The organism is Thiohalocapsa sp., from assembly GCF_022340605.1.
GTDB lineage: Bacteria > Pseudomonadota > Gammaproteobacteria > Chromatiales > Chromatiaceae > Thiohalocapsa.
Genome location: NZ_JAJDNQ010000156.1, coordinates 1 through 18992 on the forward strand (window position 1 = coordinate 1; position 18992 = coordinate 18992).

Genomic DNA, 18992 nt, shown 5'->3' on the forward strand with positions numbered 1-18992 from the left:
TTGAGCGCTTGTAGACCCTCGCCGACGATGTCCTCCACCAGCATGCGCGGGTTCATGGACGCAAACGGGTCCTGGAAAATGATCTGGAGATCCTTGCGATAGGGGCGCAGCCGGGCCGGCTTGAGCTTCGCGAGGTCCACGCCGTCGTGGTGCACGCTGCCACCCGTCGGGCGCTCCAGTTGCAGGATGCCCTTGCCGGCGGTGGTCTTGCCGCAGCCCGACTCGCCCACCAGCGCGAGCGTGCGACCGGCGTAGAGCGTCAGGTCCACGCCGTCCACGGCCTTCACATGACCCACGGTGCGCTTGAAGAGTCCGCGGCGGATGGGGAAGTGGACCTTGAGGCACGCGGTGCGGAGCAACTCGGCGCCGCTCCCCGCTGCGGTGTCGTTCTCGGTAACCACCTGCTCCGCGGCGGGCGCGAACTCGGGCGTCGCGTCGTCCCACAGCAGGCAGCGCACGTGCTGTTCCGCGCCGGCGTCGAACCAGCCGGGCACGGTGTCGTGACAGCGGTCCATGACCCGAAAGCAGCGCGGCGCGAAGCGGCAACCCGTGAACGCCTGGTCCAGGGGCGGCACCCGGCCCGGGATTACGGCCAGCTCGCCGGCGCGCTTCTTGGCCTCCGGCAGGCTCTCCATCAGCTTGCGGCTGTAGGGGTGCGCGGGCCCGGCGAAGAACGTCCTGACGCTCGCGTGCTCGACGATCTGCCCGGCGTACATGACGGCGAGCCGGTCCGCGGTCTCAGCGACGACGCCGAGGTCGTGGGTGATCAGCAGCACCGCCATGCCGCGCTCGCGCTGCACGCCCTTCAGCAGTTGCAGCACCTGCGCCTGGATGGTGACGTCGAGCGCCGTGGTGGGCTCGTCGGCGATGAGCAGCTCCGGGTCGCCGGCCAAGGCCATGGCGATCATGACCCGCTGCTTCATGCCGCCGGAGAGCTGGTGCGGATACTCCTCGGCGCGGCGCTGCGGGTCCGGGATGCCCACGGCCCGCAGCAGCTCCACCACCCGCGCCGGCACGCCCTTGCGCGGCATGCCCTCATGCACCCGCACGGCCTCGGCAATCTGTGCGCCGACGGTGAGCACCGGGTTCAGCGAGGTCTGCGGCTCCTGGAAGATCATGCCCATGCGCCCGCCGCGGATGCGGCGCATGTCCCGCTCGCTGAGCCTGAGCAGATCCGTGCCGCCGAGGCGCACCGCGCCCGACACCATGCGCCCGCCGAGCGGCAGAAGCCGCATCAGCGACAGCGCCGTCATGGACTTGCCGCAGCCTGACTCGCCGAGCAGCGCCAGCGTCTCGCCGGGGCGGATGCTGAAGCCGACGTCGTCGCAGACCCGCACCGGGCATTCGCCTCCGCGCGACGGCGGCAGCTCGGTGGTGAGCTCGGTCACTTCCAGCAGCGTGTCGGTCATTGCAGATACGTCAGTGCGGTCCATTCAGCATCGCCGAGTGTGGGATCACGCGACGGCACAAAGCCGCGCGGCAAGAAATCAGAAAGATTTGGGTCACGCGAAGCCGCGAAGCCGCGAAGGGAAGACGCGGAGCGAGGCGGTTACAAATCTTGGCTACAAGCATTTGGCGCCGCCAAGCAACCTAGTGCATACGAGGTTCGAGGTTTTCTGGAGTATGGCAAGACCAGCTCAGCTCGTGCTTCGATTGCATGGGAGTCCTCTCTTTCTTCGCGGCTTCGCGTCTTGGCCTGAGACCAAACCCTCCGCGTCTTCCCCTGAGACCAGCAGCGGCGTCACTTCAGACGCGCCAGCCGCGGATCGAAGGCGTCGCGCACCACGTCCGCGAACAAGTTGGCCGCCAGCACCAGCGTGAACATGAAGGCGAAGGCGGCGGCGAGCGACCACCAGACGATGGGCTCACGGGCCAGTTCCAGGCGCGCGCTGTTGATCATGTTGCCCCAGCTGTTCATGGTCGGATCAACGCCGATGTTCACATACGACAGCACCGCCTCGGCGAGCACCAGCCCGCTGAAGTCCAGCACCACCGTGATCATGACGATGTGCAGGACGTTGGGCAGGATGTGCCGCGCGATGATGGTGGCGTGGCGCACGCCGAGCGCCGTGGCCGCTTGCACGTAGTCCTGCTCGCGCAGCTTCAGCGACTCGCCGCGCAGCAGCCGGCACAGCCCGGTCCAGCTGGTGACGCCGAGAATGATGCACAGGAACAGCAGCCGCAGGTCCGCCCGCTGCACCAGGCTCTCGAACTGCTCGGCGTGGTTGGTCATGTACACCTGCAGCATCAGGATGGCCGCGGCGATGAGCAGCACGCCGGGGATGGAGTTGAGCGTGGTGTAGAGGTACTGGATGACGTCATCCGTGAGCCCGCGGAAATAGCCCGCCATTATTCCCAAAATCACCGCTGCCGGCAGCATCACCAGGGTGGTGAGCGTGCCAATGACGAGCCCGGTGCGGATGCTCTTGAGGCTCTGGTAGAAAACGTCCTCGCCCACCTTGTCGGTGCCGAGGATGTGATACGCGCCGGCGAGCTCGGCGGCGGCGAAGCCGAGCACCAACAGCAGCCCCAGCGCGAGGAGTCCCACGCGCCAGGGCACCTCGGTGCGGCCCTGCCAGATGGCCTCGGCGCCGGCGTCGAACGCCTCTCCGCGCGCGTGGGCCACCAGCCAGATCAGGCCTGCCATCAGCAGCCCCCACACCGCCAGCCCCCGGATGACGCCGAGGAGCGTGCGCACGGCGATGTCCAGGCCACGCTGGGACGGGTCCTTCAGGTGCGCACCGCCGTACTGGAGCCGCGGATAGTCGCGGACGATGCTGCCGTCCGGCCGCTCGATGGGCTCTTTGACAAAGGAATGGACCGCAAAGGGCGCCGAGAAGGTCTTCTCCTGCCGCTCCCGCAGCCCGGTGAGGATGACGTCCAGCACCGACAGAACCTGCGTCGAATACCGCGCCTGGATCGGAGACTCGGCCTCACCCTGTCCGTCTTTGCCCGAGCGCGCGGCCGCCTCCGCGGGCGACGTCGGGGCCTGCTCAGCCGCGACGACCGGCTCGATGCGCGGATGGAAGTGCAGCGAGTCCAGCAGTCCGATCAGCACATAGCACCCGATCACCACCAGCGCCGCCATGCCCACGCGCGAGCGGGCCACGCTGCGCCAGGGCGCACGCAGGTGCTCGTGCTGCGACGCATACACGCCGTAGCCGAGCGCCACCACGATCAGCAGGAAGATCAGCCCGTCCGTGGCGAGAATCACCGGCATGGGCGCTGCCTCCCCAAGTGCCTGACCCCGTCTTCAAGCAACGACCCAACGCAGTCCGCGAAAGTATTCGGCGTAGCAGTTCTTGTGGGAGCGGCACGCTTGGTGCCGCGACCGGCGGCAAGGCAGCGCACCACGCCCCGAGTCACTGCCAAGCGGCAGGCAACCTCCCAGACGTCGTCGCGCCACAAAAGGCAGTGGCGCTCCCACGCCGACGCGCGTGGAGCAGCCTTTGTAAGAAGTCGGAGCAGCGCGGCGTAAGCAGACGTTACGGCAGGATCAGCCGTTGATTGTCGGCTTACGCTGTCGCCAACCCGACCTACCCTGGACTGCCCTTCCGTGTGGAACACGCATGCTTGCGCAGCTACAGCGCCGCGGGCGTGGAATCTTCGCCGGTCACGCGTCCGCAGCAGGGCCATCATGACAACCGCACCCGCGGGTCCACCAGGGTGTAGGAGATGTCCGTCAGGATCAGCCCCAGGATGTACAGCACCGAGCCCAGAAACACCATGGCGCGGACGATGGCGAAGTCCTGCCGGTTGATGGCGTCGATGGTGTAGCTGCCGAGGCCGGGGATGCCGAAGAAGGACTCGGTGATGAGCGCGCCCATGAACAAGAGCGGCAGTACCGCGACGACGCCGGTCAGGATCGGGATCAGCGCGTTCTTCAGCACGTGGCGGAACAGCACCACCCGCTCGCGCAGGCCCTTGGCGCGGGCTGTGCGCACGTAGTCGCGGTTGATCTCTTCCAGAAAGAAGGTCCGGTACAGCCGCGTGCCGGTGCCGATGCCGCCGATGACGCCGACGAGGACCGGCAGGATCAGAAACTTGGTGGCATCGAGGCCGGTGTCGTAGCCGGAGATGGGCACCAGGTGGAAGAGCTTCCCGATCAGAAACTGCCCGCCGATGATGTAGAAGAGCCCCGAGATGGACATCATCGCCACCAGCAGCACCACGCTGCCGACATCGATGTAGGTGGCACGGAAGAAGACGATCATCAGCGCGTAGCTGATGTTGATGGCGAGCCCCACCAGCAGGACCGGGATGGCGATGGCGAGGCTCGGCCACATGCGCTGACTGATGTCGTAGCCGATGTCGCGGCCGCTGTCGGAGGTGCCGAAGTCGAAGGCGAAGAGCTTGACCGACTTCTGGAAGAAGATGGTATCGGTGAGCTTGGCGAGGCCCGCGGCATCGGCGTTGTAGAGCAGCGGGCGGTCGTAGCCGTGATCCGCCTTCCAGCCCTGCACGGCCTCCTCGGTGACGCGCTTGTCGCCGAGCTGCATCCGGGCCATGTCGTCCGGCGAGTTGACGACGAAGAAAAGCGCGAAGGTGATCAGATTGACGCCGATCAGAATCGGGATGGCGTACAGCAGGCGCCGGATGATGTAGGCACTCACAGCGCGGCACTCCGCTCACGCCGGCGGGCGATGACGACAGCCGGCACGGCGCCGACGGCCAGCACGGCCACGATGACCCCGACAGGCCAGAGGATGGGGGGGTTCCAGGCCGTGCGCAGTTGCTCCCGGATGCCTGGCTCGAGGCTGATGTACTTGAGCGTGTTGTTGGCCATCAGGTTCGGCTTCACGTTGCCGATCCACTGGTGACTCAGGCTGAAGGACTCGGGATAGAAGCCGAACGACCAGGGCGCGTCGTGGCGGACGATCTCGGTCATGCGGTCGATGACCGCCTGGCGCGCGGGGCCGTCCGGCATGTCCTTCATCTGCTCGAACAGCCGGTCGAGCTCGGGGTTCTGGTAGTTCGCCGCGTTCTCGCCGCCGTCGATTTTGCGATTCGGCCCGTAGAGGAGGAAGAAGAAGTTCTCCGGATCCGGGTAGTCCGCGTTCCAGCCCCACATGAACACCTGGCCCGTGCCCTCCCGGATCTTCTCCTGGAAGCGGTTGTAGTCGGTGGCGCGGACGATGAGCTCGATGCCGAGCTTGGAGAACTGCTTGCGCATCCAGTTGAGCTGCGCCTTGCCGTCGGGACCCGCGTCCATGGCCTCGTAGTAGATGCTGAGCGGTCGCCCGGTGGCCGGGTCGCGCCCGCCGGGATAGCCCGCATCCACCATCAGCGCGCGGGCGTCCTCGATGGACTTGCGCTGCGGGTGGTCGTTGACCCAGTCGAACACGTAGGGGTCGATGCCGGCCTCGCCGTCGCGGTGGCCGAAGATGCCGGGCGGGATCGGCCCCTGCCCCTGCACGCCACGGCCGTTGGCGAAGATCGAGATGTACTCGTCAAAGTCCACCGCGATGCTGATGGCCTGGCGCAGCAGCCGCGCACGCTCCGAGTCGCCGCCGATGACCGGATCCAGCATGTTGAAGCCCATGTACCAGATGGAGGCGTTGACAGCGGTGGTGAGCCGGATGCCCTTCGCCTTCATGTCCTCGGTGAGGCCTGCCTCGCCGGCGGCGTTGAACCGCACTGCCTGGTCGAAGGCGTCGGAGCTGATGCCGGAGGTGTCGTAGAAGCCCTGGAGGAACTTGTTCCAGTACGGGATGCTCTCCTTCTCCAGGCTGTAGATGGCGCGGTCCACGAACGGCAGCGGCTTGCCGGCATCGGCCAGCAGACCAGCGGCGCGATCCCCCGGCATGCCTTCGGTCGGATAGGTCTCGCCGTGGAAGTTCGGGTTGCGCGCCAGCACCATGCGCATGTTCGGGTTGTTCTCGGTGAGCATGAAGGGGCCGGTGCCGAGCGGATACCAGTCGAGCGTGATGTTGTTGGCCGCCATGCCGGGCTGGTCGGTGAGCGCCTCTGCCTCCCAGGGCATGGGCGCGAAGAAGGGCATCGCGAGCCAGTAGACGAACTGCGGATAGCGGCCCTTGATGCGCACCTTGTAGCTGTAGCGGCCCACCACCTCGGCGCCCGGGAAGTCCATCTGGCGCAGGTCGAAGAAGGGCCGCTCGCCGTTGACGGACGCGGGCGCGGCCTCGTTGAGGCGCTTGGAGTAAGCCTTGAAGCCCAGGATGTGCTCGCCCATCAGGCCGGCGATGGGTGAATGCAGCCAGGGCGCGGCCAGGCGCTTGATCTCGCAGACGTAGTCCTCGGCCGTGAGCTCGCGGGTGCCGGTCTCGGGCAGGTCGGAGAGCGTGTTCAGACGGCCGATCTCCGCCCGCGACAAGTGGTGGTACAGGTACGCACCGTCGGCGTCCTTCGCGAAGGCGGGGTGCGGCTGGTAGCGGATGCCGGGCCGGATGCGGATGAGATACTCGCTCACCGCGATGCGCGCCGGATCGGTATCCGCCGGCAGCGGGTTGCCGTCGGCGTCGAGATAGGTGGGCTCGGGCACCGCCTCGGCCGTCAGCGGCACCAGGGTGTAGGGGCGCTTCAGGAAGTGATACTGCAGGGGCGGCTCGTAGATCTGCGCGATGAATGCGTACTCGTTCGAGCTGTAGGAGCGCACCGGGTCCATGTGATTGGGGCGCTCGGTGAAGGCGCCGTAGAGGATCTTCTCGCCCGCCTGGCTCGCTGGATAGGGGTTGTTCCAGGGTGGCTGCCCACAGGCCGCGAGCAGCAGCACGCCCGCGAGCGCCGCCGGCAACGCGAGCGCCCGCCCCCGGCTTGGCACCTGCGATACCCATCGCGGCGCTTCCGCAGCCTGAAGGGTTTCGGTAATGTGACGCCGCCGCGAGCGCGCCAACCGGCGCATCGCCCACATCACCACTTCAATAGCCATTGACACCGGCAGACCACGGAGACCATCTGATGGGGTTTTTGACCGACAAGCGCTTTCTCATCACCGGCGTCGCGAGCAACCGCTCCATCGCCTGGGGCGTCGCACAGGCCATGCACCGCGAGGGGGCGCAGCTCGCGTTCACCTTCCAGGGCGAAAAGCTCCAGGGGCGCGTGGAAGATCTGGCCGCGTCGCTGGATTCCAACATCGTCCTGCCGCTGGATGTCACCAGCGACGAGCAGATCGACGCCTGCTTTCAGGCCGTCGGCGAGCATTGGGACGGCCTCGACGGCATTGTGCACTCCATCGCCTTCGCCCCCAAGGAAGAGTTGGAGGGCAACTACGTGGATGTGCTCACCCGCGCCGGCTCGGCCATGGCGCACGATATCAGCTCTTATAGCTTTGCGGCACTCGCCAAGGCCGGCCGCAAGCTCATGTCCGGCCGCAACGGCGCCCTGGTGACCATGAGCTACCTGGGTGCCGTGCGCGCGGTGCCGAACTACAACATCATGGGTGTCGCCAAGGCCAGCCTGGAAGCCAACGTCCGTTACCTGGCCGCCGCGCTGGGGCCGGAGGGCACCCGGGTCAACGCCGTTTCCGCAGGCCCCATCCGCACGCTCGCCGCCGCCGGCATCGCCGACTTCCGCAGCATGCTGAAGCAGGTGGAGGAGCGCACGCCGCTCAGGCGCAATGTCACCATTAACGAGGTGGGCAACGCCGCGGCCTTCCTGTGCTCGGACCTCGCCTCCGGCATCACCGGCGACGTGCTGTACGTGGACACCGGCTATCACATCCTCGGTCTGGGCTGAGGCGCCGGCGGCACTCCGAGTGTGCCGCCCACACACGAATGTAGTTCCACGGCCGCCTGCGCCGTGGGAGCGCCACTGTTGTTTGTGGCGCGATGAGGCCGCGGTGTTGCTCGCGACTTCAGGGCGTGTCGGATCTCTTGCGTGCTAGGGCACCGCCGCCGGTCGCGGCACCACGAGTGCCGCTCCCACACGCATGCTGTTCCGGGGCCGCCGGAGCCGTGGGAGCGCCACTGCTGTTTGTGGCGCGATGAGGCCGCGGTGCTGCTCGCGACTTCAGGGCGTGTCGGATCTCTTGCGTGCTAGGGCACCGCCGCCGGTCGCGGCACCAAGAGTGCCGCTCCCACAACATCACCGCCGCCGGTCGCGGCACCACGAGTGCCGCTCCCACGAGGGCGCGCACTCGGGAGATCAGCGTCGAGCAGGCGAAGGCTCACAAGAACCCTCGCTTGCCTGTCTTATGGCTCCTCGCTGGAGAGCTTCTTGCGCTCGATCTTGGCGCGGGCGACGAGGTCGTCCAGCACCGCATCGAAGCTATGCTCGGCGGAGACCCGGGTCAGGATCTGCCGCTCGGCGTCGCGCTGAGCGGACTTCAGCGCTTTGCTGTCGCCGTCCTCCACGGCGCGCACGACCACCACGAGCGCATCGCCATTGGGCTCCTGACCGGTGGCATAGCTGGCAGCGCCTTCCGCGGGCCGCGGGGCGTTGAAGGCCAAGTCCAGTACCGTCGGCGGCACACCCTGCTGGTTGCGGGTGACCTTGCCCGGCTCGTTAACGGCAGCGGGCTCAGGCTTGGCCTCCGCAGCCACCGCGGCCAGCTTCTCGCCGCCGCGCAGTCGCTTGGCCATGGCCTCGGCCGCTTTCAGCGCAGCCGTGCTGGCCTGCTGCTGTTTCAGCGTCTGGACGATCTCGTCACGCACGTCGTCCAGGGCACGCACGGCGGCGGGCTCATGCTCGTCAACCCGCACCACGATGGATTGCATGCGGTCCGGGTCCGGCTCGATGAGCTCGCTGTTGTTGCCCTGCTCCAGCACGTCCTCGCTGAAGGCGGCGGCGGTCACTTTCGGGTTGGCGAGGATGCCCTCGCCGCCTCCACGCTCGATCCAGTCGCTGGTTTGCACCTTCAGCCCCAGCGCCTCGGCGGCGGGAATCAGGCTGTCGGGTGACTCGTAGGTCAGGTTCGCGAGTTGCTCGGCGAGCTCGAAATAGTTCTTCTCCGCGTCGCTACGACCCAGTTCGCGGGCGAGTTGGTCGCGGACTTGCTCGAAGGGTTTGGGCTTGCCGCCCTCGACCTTCGTCACCTCGATCAGGTGGTAGCCGAAGCGGCTGCGCACCGGCTCGCTGATGACGCCTTGCTTCAGCGCGAACGCCGCCTGCTCGAAGGCCGGGTCCATCATGCCGCGCTCCACCATACCGAGGTCGCCGCCCTTCGCCGCGCTCAGCGGATCCTCGGAGTTGGCCTTGGCAACGGCGGCAAAGTCCGCGCCCGCCTCGATCTTGGCCCGCAGCTCGGCGATATGGTCCTTTACCTTTTGCGCCTTGGCATCGGAGGCGTCGGCGGGCAGCGTCAAGAGAATGTGCCGGATGTCACGCCGCTCCGGCTCCTGAAACTCGTCGATGCGCTCCTGGTAGGCGGCACGCAGCGTCGCCTCATCGACCTTGGCGGGCTTGGCCAGGGCGTCCGCGTCGAGCACGATGTAGGAGAGCTTGACGCGCTCCGGCGACTGGAACCGCTGCTGGTTGGCGTCGTAGTACGCCTGGATCTCCCCCGCGGAGGGCTCCGCATCGGGCACGAAACCGTCGCGCGGCAGCACCAGATAGGCAATGTCGCGCTGCTGGCGGAGCAAGCGCGTCGCCGCGGCCAACTCGGCGCCGGTGGTGAAGCCCGACTCGGTGACCGCGCGCGAGAGCTGGGTGGAGAGGAGTCCGTTGCGCAGCCGCTCCTCGTAGGCCATGGGGGTCATGCCCTGAAGCTCCAGCACCCGCTCGTAGGTGTCCTTATCGAAGACACCGTCGCGCTGGAAGGCCGGCTCGGTGAGGATTGCCGCCCGCACCGCCTCATCCGAAACCCGCATCCCCATGCCGTAGGACGCATCCAGCAGCACGGTGTCGCGAATCATGCGCTCCAGCACCTGTGCGCGCAGTTGGCCGGACTCGAAAAGGTCTGGATTGTACGCACCGCCCAGGCGCTCGCGGAGTTGCATCCGCGTGCGCTGCACGTTCTGGTCCAACTGGCGCTCTGTGATCTTGGTGCCGTCGACCTTGGCGACGACCGGCTCACCGCCGATGCCGAGGTAGGACTGGATACCCCAAAGCGCGAAGGGAATGGTGATGAGTATGACGATGGCCCACGCGACCCATCCCTGCGCGCGCTCTTTGATCTCCTGCAACATGGCTGAGCTCTGGATGTTCTGAACCGATGATGGGCGCCGCCGGGCGCGAGTGCGCGACGGCCCGATTTCGAGCGCCGCCGGCAACGCCTGTGCCTGACAAGAAAAAGGCGCGACCCACTATTACTGTGGGGCGCGCCTTGATCAAAAATTGGCGGAGTGGACGGGACTCGAACCCGCGACCCCCGGCGTGACAGGCCGGTATTCTAACCAACTGAACTACCACTCCATAAAATCATTCGCTCCGGCAGCCGCCTGCTCACAGATTGCTCGGCCACTCCTTTTGGCTTTGCCTTGTGCGCATCTTGCTCTCCCTGCTTTGGCTCCCTTGCTCTTAGGTCTGTCGCGCGGAGCCAGTCCCTTGGGTCGCTGCACCTTGGTGGGTGCTGCAGGGCTCGAACCTGCGACCCTCGCCTTGTAAGGGCGATGCTCTAGCCAACTGAGCTAAGCACCCGCTGCCTCAGCCGACGAAGCTGACTATTGTATGGCATCTTTCAGGGCTTTGCCAGCCTTGAATGAAGGCGTCTTGGAGGCTGCAATCTCGATGGCGGCCCCAGTCTGCGGGTTGCGGCCGGTACGGGCGGCGCGTTCCTTCACCAGGAAAGTGCCGAAACCGATGATGGAAACGGTGTCCCCACCCTTGAGCGCGACGGCGATGGAGTCCGTCAACGCGTCGAGCGCCCGACCTGCGGCGGACTTCGAGATGTCTGCACCCTCTGCCATGGCGTCGATGAGATCCGATTTGTTCATTCTCCCCCCGTTGTCTCGAAAGACCTTAAAAACCGCTCAGTCAATTGAACCGTGCACCGCAGCGGCGGCGCCAAGCCGGGCGCCGCTGCCTGCGCGGAATCTTGTCCAGTGCACGCTATGCTGTCAAGCGAATCGAGAGCCGCGGCCCTAAGCCGTCGGTTGGCGGCGTAGCACCTCGAACACCGCCCCGAATGTCGGCGTATCACGGCTTGCGCCGCTTGCACAAGGGCATCGCCGTGGGTTGCGCCCGGGACTCTAACACGCGTCGTGCCCTCATAACGGCACACACAGGGGTGCAGGGCACCCCTGGGCACCTCGCCGCCGTCACCGCCGTCGCTGCCGCGGCGACGAGCCACGACAACGGACAGACCAGTGGTCAGTGATGCGTCCGGGCGCCGGCAGGCTTGTCTTCGGCCTTCGCCGGCTGCGCGGGAGGCGTCTCTTCGGCCTGCGCGTCCTCCGGGCCCGCCGCGTCGGTGGCAACCGGGCGCGGCAGCTCCGTCAGGGCGACATCGAGCACTTCGTCGATCCAGCGCACGCTGCGGATGTCGAGACTCTGCTTGATATTCTTCGGAATCTCGACCAGATCGCGCTCGTTCTCGTACGGGATCAGCACCGTCTCGATGCCACCGCGATGCGCCGCCAGCAGCTTCTCCTTGAGGCCGCCGATGGGCAGGACCTCGCCCCGCAGCGTGATCTCGCCGGTCATGGCGACGCTGGAGCGCACCGGGATCTTCGTGAGCGCCGACACCAACGCCGTGCACATGGCCACGCCCGCGCTGGGGCCGTCCTTGGGCGTCGCACCCTCTGGCACGTGGATGTGCAGATCGTACTTCTGGTGGAAGTCCGGATCGATGCCGAGCGCCGCGGCACGGCTGCGCACCACGGTCAGCGCCGCCTGGATGGACTCCTGCATCACGTCGCCGAGCTGGCCGGTGTAGGTGAACTTGCCCTTGCCGGGGACCAGCGCGGACTCGATGCGCAGCAGCTCGCCGCCAACCTCGGTCCAGGCGAGGCCGGTGACCTGCCCGATCTGGTCGTGCTCGTCGGCACGACCGAAGCGGTAGCGCTGCACGCCAAGGTACTTCTCCAGCGACTTGGGCGTGATGACCACGGACGCCGTGCCACGCTTCTTGAGCAGCACCTCCTTCACCACCTTGCGGCAGATCTTGGAGCACTCGCGCTCCAGGTTGCGCACGCCGGCCTCACGCGTGTAGTAGCGGATCATGTCCCGCAACGCCGATTCGCGGATGGTGAGCTCGTCCTTCTTGAGCCCGTTGTTCTTCATCTGCTTCGGGATCAGGTAGCGCTGGGCGATGTTGACCTTCTCGTCCTCGGTGTAGCCGGCGAGGCGAATCACCTCCATGCGGTCCAGCAGCGCCGGCGGGATGTTCAGGGTGTTGGCGGTGCCGACGAACATCACCTCGGACAGGTCGAAGTCCACCTCCAGGTAGTGATCGTTGAAGGTGTGATTCTGCTCCGGGTCCAGCACCTCCAGCAGTGCCGAGGCCGGATCGCCACGGAAGTCCATGGCCATCTTGTCGATCTCGTCCAGCAGGAAGAAGGCGTTGCGCGAGGCGGCCTTGGCCAGGTTCTGGATGATCTTGCCCGGCAGCGCGCCGATGTAGGTGCGCCGATGGCCGCGGATCTCCGCCTCGTCCCGAACACCGCCGAGGGACATGCGCACGAACTTGCGGTTGGTTGCGCGCGCGATGGACTGTCCGAGCGAGGTCTTGCCGACGCCGGGCGGCCCCACCAGGCACAGAATCGGCCCCTTGAGTTTCTTCACCCGCTGCTGCACGGCCAGGTACTCGAGGATGCGTTCCTTGACCTTCTCCAGGCCGTAGTGGTCGGTGTCGAGCACCTTCTGGGCGACGCGGATGTCGTTGCGGATGCGCGTGCGCTTCTTCCACGGCACCGAGACCAGGGTGTCGATGTAGTTACGCACCACCGTGGCCTCGGCGGACATGGGCGACATAAGCTTGAGCTTGTTCAGCTCCGCGGTGGCCTTGTCCTTGACGTCCTTGGGCATGCCGGCCGCTTCGATGCGCTTGCCGAGGTCTTCGAGCTCGTTGGGGGCGTCCTCCAGCTCGCCGAGTTCCTTCTGAATGGCCTTCATCTGCTCATTCAGATAGTACTCGCGCTGGTTCTTCTCCATCTGGCGCTTCACGCGGCCGCGGATGCGCTTCTCCATCTGCAGGATATCGTTCTCGGCCTCCATCAGGCCCATCAGGTGCTCGAGGCGCTGCTGCACGTCCACCATTTCCAGCACGTGCTGCTTCTCTTCGAGCTTCAGCGACATATGCGCGGCCATCGTGTCGGCGAGCCGCCCTGCCTCGTCGATGCTGGAGAGCGATGTCAGCACCTCCGGCGGCACCTTCTTGTTGAGCTTGACGTACTGGTCGAACAGCGCCACCGCCGAGCGCATCAGCACCTCCTGCTCGCGCTCATCGGCCTCGAGCTGGTCGGCCAGTTGGCTGACAACCGCCGAGAAAGCGCCTTCGGTGCTGAGGAAGCGCTTGACCTTGGCGCGCCGATGTCCTTCGACCAGCACCTTGACGGTCCCGTCCGGCAGCTTCAGAAGCTGCAGTACGTTGGCCAGCGTGCCGATGCCGTGCAGGTCGCTCACTGCCGGATCATCGACATCGGCGTTCTTCTGGGCGATGAGCAGGATCTGCTTGTCCGCGCCCATGGCCGCGTCCAACGCCTTGATGGACTTGTCCCGCCCAACGAACAGCGGAATGACCATGTGTGGGTACACGACGACATCCCGCAGTGGCAGGACCGGCACATCCTGTTCGCCGAAGTTGGTTTCATTGTCGTCTCGAACGCTTTCGCCCATGGAATCTCTTCTCCGGTTGACCGTGTTTGGCCGGGGCAGCGCCTCCGCGACGGCGCGGCGCACACCCCTACGGCGGTTACAGATATCTTGATTGAGAAACGACGTTTGGGCGCATCGGCAATGCTTCAATCGGAGCCGCCGATAAATACGGCTGCGCCAAGAACACGACGCGATTGGAGCGTCGCGCGGTCTGCACGGACATCGCAGGGTGGCCGACGCGGCACGCCTCGGAGGGCGGCAGGCGGTGCACCCGGCCCGACTGCCTCAGGGCGCGCTCCCGACGACCGCGAAACGGCGTACGGATTGTCGAGCGAGGGTGGAGCGCTGGTGCGCCGGGCGGCGCACCAGAAGAGGACCGCATCAGTCGGACGAAGCCGCCCGCTGCTGCTCGCCACCGTCGTAGATGATGAACGGCGCGTTCTCCCCGGCGATCACCGAAGAGTCCACAACGACTTTGCTCACGCTCTCCATCGACGGCAGGTCGTACATGATGTCAAGCAGGACCTGCTCCATGATGGTGCGAAGCCCGCGTGCGCCGGTCTTGCGCTCCATGGCCTTCACGGCAATGGCGCGCAGGGCGTCGTCGCGCAGCTCCAGATCGCAGCCTTCCATCGAGAAGAGACGCGCGTACTGCTTGTTGAGCGCGTGCTTCGGCTCGGTGAGGATACGCACCAGCGCGTCCTCGTCGAGCTCATCCAGTGTCGCCATCACCGGCAGGCGGCCGACGAACTCCGGGATGAGCCCGTAGCGGATCAGATCCTCCGGCTCCACCAAGGCCAGCAGTTCACCGATCTGCTTGCCATCGTCCTTCGAATGCACCTCGGCGGAGAAGCCGATGCCGCCCTTGCGGGAGCGACGCTCGATGATCTTGTCCAGTCCGGCGAAGGCGCCGCCGACGATGAACAGGATGTTCGAGGTATCGACCTGCAGGAACTCCTGCTGCGGGTGCTTGCGCCCGCCCTGCGGCGGCACCGACGCGATGGTGCCCTCGATCAGTTTGAGCAGGGCCTGCTGCACGCCTTCGCCCGACACGTCACGGGTGATGGACGGGTTGTCGGATTTGCGCGAGATCTTGTCGATCTCGTCGATGTAGACGATACCGGTCTGTGCCTTCTCGACGTCGTAGTCGCACTTCTGCAACAGCTTCTGGATGATGTTCTCGACGTCCTCGCCGACATAGCCCGCCTCGGTCAGCGTGGTGGCGTCGGCGATGGTAAAGGGCACATTCAGCAGCCGTGCGAGGGTCTCGGCGAGCAGCGTCTTGCCCGAGCCGGTGGGGCCGATGAGCAGGATATTGCTCTTCGCGATCTCGACGTCCTCCTTGGCATCAGTCACCTCCAACCGCTTGTAATGGTTGTAGACGGCCACCGACAGGACCTTCTTGGCCTGCTCCTGGCCGATCACGAACTGATCGAGACTGTCCTTGATCTCGCGGGGCTTCGGCAGGCGGCTCGTGGCTTCGCCCATCCCCTCCTGCATCTCCTCACGGATGATGTCGTTGCAGAGCTCGACGCATTCGTCGCAGATGAACACCGATGGCCCGGCGATCAGCTTGCGCACCTCGTGTTGGCTCTTGCCGCAGAATGAACAGTAGAGGAGTTTCCCTTCGTCGTTCTTTCCGTGGTTGTTTCCGCTCATGGATGGCGAGGTCTCCGCGGGACGGTCCGGCGTGCGAGGGCCGCGCCGGGCAGCCCTCCTCGTGTTTTTATCATAACGATTCGCGGCGATATGGCAAGCCGACTGGGGGCACGCCCGAGCCGGCGTGGGCCGATGCCCTCGCCAGCCAGTCGCGTCCGGCCACGATCGCGTTCACGCAACATCGTCAGGCGCTCGCCGGACGGCTGCGCTCGTCCAGCACCCGGTCGATCAGACCGTACTCGACAGCCGCCTCGCCGCCCATGAAGCGGTCGCGCTCGGTGTCCTCGGCGATCTTCTCCAGCGGCTGGCCGGTGTGGCGGGCGAGGATGTGATTGAGTTGATCGCGGATATGCAGAATCTCGCGGGCATGGATGTCGATGTCGGTCGCCTGTCCCTGGAAGCCACCCAGCGGCTGGTGGATCATCATGCGCGAATGCGGCAGGCAGAAGCGCTTGCCGTGCGCGCCGCCCGCCAGCAGCAGCGCCCCCATGCTGGCCGCCTGGCCGATGCACGTGGTGCTGACGTCCGGACGGATGAAACGCATCGTGTCGTAGATGGCGAGACCGGCGGTGACGGAGCCTCCCGGCGAATTGATGTAGAAGTGGACGTCCTTGTCGGGATTCTCGGATTCCAGGAACAACAACTGCGCCACGACCAGGTTGGCGACGTGGTCTTCCACCGGCCCCACCAGGAAAACGACGCGCTCCTTGAGCAGCCGCGAGAAGATGTCGAACGAGCGCTCGCCGCGGGCGGTCTGCTCGATGACCATCGGAATCAGGCCGAGGGCGCGCGGCGACGGTGGGCTTTGGTCGAAGGTGTGGGTCATGTGAGTTAGAACCTCAGTGCATGCATCAAGGCGTAACGCGCTCGGCGCGCAACGCGCGCCGGCCGACGGAAGCTGGGGACTGGCGGGGCGCGTCGCAACGCCACCGCCATCGTTGCCGGGACGAATGTCAGGCGTCGCTCTCGGACTCGGTCAAGGCGTCGAAGGTGCTCTCCTCCTCCACCACGTCGGCACTCTCCAGCATCCGCTCCACGACCATCTCCTCCATGGCCAGCGCCTCTACGGACGATAGCCGCCGCGGATCGGCGTAGTAATACTCGATCACTTCCTCCGGGCGCTCGTAGGTGGCAGCCATCTCCTCGACGAGGGCGCGCACCCGCTCCGGGGCCGGGGTCAGATCATGCCGTTTGACGACCTCCGCGACGACGAGTCCGAGCTTGACGCGGCGCTGCGCGGAGTCGGCGAAGAGCTCGTCCGGCAACTCCATGCTCCCCGCACCGACCGCCTGTCGGGTCTGCCCCTTGAGCGCCTGGATCTCCTCGGCCACCAGCACCGCCGGCAGTTCCACCGGATTGGCCTCGATGAGCGCATCCATAACGGCATTCTTGACCTTGGCCTCGATGCGCTGGCGCAGCTCACGCTCCATGTTCGACCGAACATCGGCGCGGAAATGCTCCATGTCGCCATCGCCGATGCCGAAGGCGGCCATGAAATCGGCATCCACCTCGGGCAACCGCGGCTCGGCCACCGCCTCCACCGTCACCTGGAACTGGGCCGCGCGGCCGGCGAGCCGCTCGGCGGGGTAGTCCTCCGGGAAGGTTACCTCCACGACCCGCTCCTCGCCGGCGCCAGCGCCCTCGAGCTGCTGCTCGAAGCCGGGAATGAACTCTCCTTTGCCGAGCACCAGCGGACGGCGCTCGGCGCTGCCGCCCTCGAAGGGCTCACCATCGATGCTGCCGACGAAGGAGATGGTCAGCCGGTCACCCTCCTGGGCGCCGCGGTCCACGTCGGCGAAGGTCTTGCGCTGCTCGCGCAGGCGCTCGATCATGCGGTCCACGTCGGCGTCGGCGACCTCCGCCACGGGCCGGACGATGCGCATGCCGCCGAGGTCATGGAGCTCGATCTCCGGCAGCACCTCGAAGCTGGCGGTGTACGCGTAGCGGCGACCGTCGGCATCGATGTCCGGCTCGATCTCCGGGCGCCCCGCCGGCCGCAGTTCCTGCTCGGCGACGGCTTGCGAGAACGACGACTGCACCATCTCGCCCAGCACCTCGCCGCGGACGCTCTCGGCGAAGCGCTGGCGCAGCACCCGCATGGGCACCTTGCCCGGCCGGAAGCCGGGGAGCCGCGCCTGTCGGGCGACGTCCCGCAGCCGCTGGTCCACCTGCTGCTCGACGTCATCCGCGGGCAACTCCACGGTCATGCGGCGGGCGAGCCCCTCGCCGGCCTCGACGGTCACTTGCATCTCTTTGCGCTCCTGGAAATCAGTCGGCCACATCGCCGAAAAACGGCACAGTATAAGCTGCCGGCGTACCTCGCTCCAAGCTAGCGACGAGCCGTGGGAACGGGGCGCCGCCACGCCGCGCGGACCGCTTGCGTCGGTGCTGCCACGGGGGCAGCATCCCGGCCGCAACACAACGTCTCTCGAAGACCCATGCCATGGCACGCCCCACCCGCGCTCACATCGACCTCGCCGCCATCCGCGGCAACTACCGCCACGCCAAGGCACAAGCGCCCGGCGCCCGCGCGCTGGCGGTGGTGAAGGCGGACGCCTACGGCCATGGCGCGGTCAAGGTGGCACGCGCGCTGGCCGCGGAGGCGGACGCCTTCGCGGTGGCCTGTGGCGAGGAGGCGATGGAGTTGCGCGAGGCGGGCATTCGCAGTCCCATCGTGCTGCTGGAAGGCGTGTTCCACCCGGACGAGCTGCTCGACGTGGACCGCGCGGACCTGACGCCCGTCGTGCACAACCACGAACAACTGGAGTGGCTGTGCCGGGCACGCCCCGCGCGGCCGCTCCAGGTCTGGCTCAAGATGGACAGCGGCATGCATCGGCTGGGCCTGGCGCCGCTGGGGTTCGCGGCGGCACACGCCAGGCTCGCCGCCTGCCCGCACGTGAGCGCCATCGTGCTGATGACCCACCTCGCGCGCGCCGACGAGCCGACACATCCGGCGACGGCAGCGCAGCTCGATTGCTTCCGCACCCACGCCGGCGATCTACCCGGCAGCCGCAGCATCGCCAACTCCGCGGCAATCCTCGGCTGGCCCGCGGCGCATGGTGACTGGCTGCGCCCCGGCATCATGCTCTACGGCGCCTCGCCCTTCGGCGAGGCGCACCCGTCGGCGGCGATGCTGCGGCCCACTATGATGCTGGAGTCGCGGCTCATCGGCGTGCGCGACCTCGCCACCGGCGAGGCCATCGGCTATGGCGGGCGCTTTGTCTGCGAGCGCCCGACCCGCGTCGGCGTGGTGGCCGCGGGCTATGCGGACGGCTACCCGCGCCATGCCCGGGACGGGACGCCCGTCGCCGTCAACGGCAGGCCGTCGCGGCTCATCGGCCGCGTCTCCATGGACATGCTGACGGTGGACCTGTCGGACCAGCCGGCCGCGGCTCCCGGCGACCCCGTGCAGCTCTGGGGCGACCTGGTGCCCGCCAACGCGGTGGCGGCGGCCAGCGACACCATCGCCTACCAACTCTTTACCGGCCTGTCACGGCGGGTGCCGATGCACTACGAGGACGCGACCTGAGCCCGGCGGGAAGCGCCGACTTCTTCGGCGTCTGCCTGGTGCTTCACTGTGGAAATTCCGAAGGCTGGGTTTCGTCGTTGTCGTAATCGGAGTCGTAATCGAGTGTGCGCATGGTTGAGATCACGACCACGACCACGACCACGACCACGAC

At 66.8% G+C, this 18992-nt stretch carries 12 protein-coding genes and 2 tRNA genes; 2 read left to right on the top strand and 12 right to left on the bottom strand.

Going from position 1 to position 18992, the window contains the following annotated elements; genetic code table 11:
• From LJE69_RS19135 to LJE69_RS19150, 4 genes are all read right to left on the bottom strand, one after another.
• On the bottom strand, positions 1-1409 hold a 1409-nt coding region (locus LJE69_RS19135), incomplete at its 3' end, for an oligopeptide/dipeptide ABC transporter ATP-binding protein (protein WP_296927660.1).
• A gap of 332 nt (positions 1410-1741) precedes the next feature.
• Positions 1742-3220, bottom strand: coding sequence for an ABC transporter permease (locus LJE69_RS19140; protein ID WP_296927661.1), 1479 nt, complete (start codon positions 3218-3220; stop codon positions 1742-1744).
• Between the two features lie 415 nt (positions 3221-3635).
• On the bottom strand, positions 3636-4613 hold the full coding sequence (locus tag LJE69_RS19145; protein WP_296927662.1) for an ABC transporter permease: 978 nt from the start codon (positions 4611-4613) through the stop codon (positions 3636-3638).
• On the bottom strand, positions 4610-6862 hold the full coding sequence (locus LJE69_RS19150; RefSeq protein WP_296927672.1) for an ABC transporter substrate-binding protein: 2253 nt from the start codon (positions 6860-6862) through the stop codon (positions 4610-4612). The genes LJE69_RS19145 and LJE69_RS19150 overlap by 4 nt, the downstream gene beginning before the upstream one ends.
• 56 nt (positions 6863-6918) lie before the next feature.
• Between LJE69_RS19150 and LJE69_RS19155 the strand changes: the two genes are divergently transcribed.
• Positions 6919-7695: an enoyl-ACP reductase gene (locus LJE69_RS19155; protein ID WP_296927663.1), complete on the top strand. Its 777-nt coding sequence runs from the start codon at positions 6919-6921 to the stop codon at positions 7693-7695.
• 455 nt (positions 7696-8150) lie between these two features.
• Here LJE69_RS19155 and LJE69_RS19160 read toward each other — a convergent pair whose 3' ends face one another.
• From LJE69_RS19160 to tig, 8 genes are all read right to left on the bottom strand, one after another.
• Entirely contained in the window at positions 8151-10085 is a 1935-nt protein-coding gene (locus LJE69_RS19160; RefSeq protein ID WP_296927664.1) for a SurA N-terminal domain-containing protein, read from the bottom strand.
• A gap of 149 nt (positions 10086-10234) precedes the next feature.
• Positions 10235-10311 (bottom strand) — tRNA-Asp (locus LJE69_RS19165).
• Positions 10312-10459: 148 nt separating this feature from the next.
• A tRNA-Val gene (locus LJE69_RS19170) sits at positions 10460-10536 on the bottom strand.
• A 23-nt stretch (positions 10537-10559) separates the two neighbouring features.
• Positions 10560-10832: an HU family DNA-binding protein gene (locus tag LJE69_RS19175; RefSeq protein WP_296927666.1), complete on the bottom strand. Its 273-nt coding sequence runs from the start codon at positions 10830-10832 to the stop codon at positions 10560-10562.
• Between the two features lie 376 nt (positions 10833-11208).
• Complete coding sequence (gene lon, locus LJE69_RS19180) at positions 11209-13674, bottom strand: endopeptidase La (protein WP_296927667.1); 2466 nt, start codon at positions 13672-13674, stop codon at positions 11209-11211.
• A 360-nt stretch (positions 13675-14034) separates the two neighbouring features.
• The gene (clpX, locus tag LJE69_RS19185) at positions 14035-15312 is read right to left on the bottom strand and encodes an ATP-dependent Clp protease ATP-binding subunit ClpX (RefSeq protein ID WP_296927668.1); all 1278 of its coding nucleotides are present in this window, start codon (positions 15310-15312) and stop codon (positions 14035-14037) included.
• A gap of 184 nt (positions 15313-15496) precedes the next feature.
• Positions 15497-16138: an ATP-dependent Clp endopeptidase proteolytic subunit ClpP gene (gene clpP, locus LJE69_RS19190; protein WP_296927669.1), complete on the bottom strand. Its 642-nt coding sequence runs from the start codon at positions 16136-16138 to the stop codon at positions 15497-15499.
• A gap of 127 nt (positions 16139-16265) precedes the next feature.
• Positions 16266-17561, bottom strand: coding sequence for a trigger factor (gene tig / locus LJE69_RS19195; RefSeq protein ID WP_296927670.1), 1296 nt, complete (start codon positions 17559-17561; stop codon positions 16266-16268).
• Between the two features lie 194 nt (positions 17562-17755).
• On the opposite strand from tig, the gene alr reads away from it, so the two are divergent.
• Positions 17756-18841 carry an alanine racemase gene (gene alr / locus LJE69_RS19200; RefSeq protein WP_296927671.1) on the top strand — a complete coding sequence of 362 codons (1086 nt, stop codon included), beginning with the start codon at positions 17756-17758 and terminating at the stop codon, positions 18839-18841.
• The last annotated feature ends 151 nt before the right edge of the window (positions 18842-18992 follow it).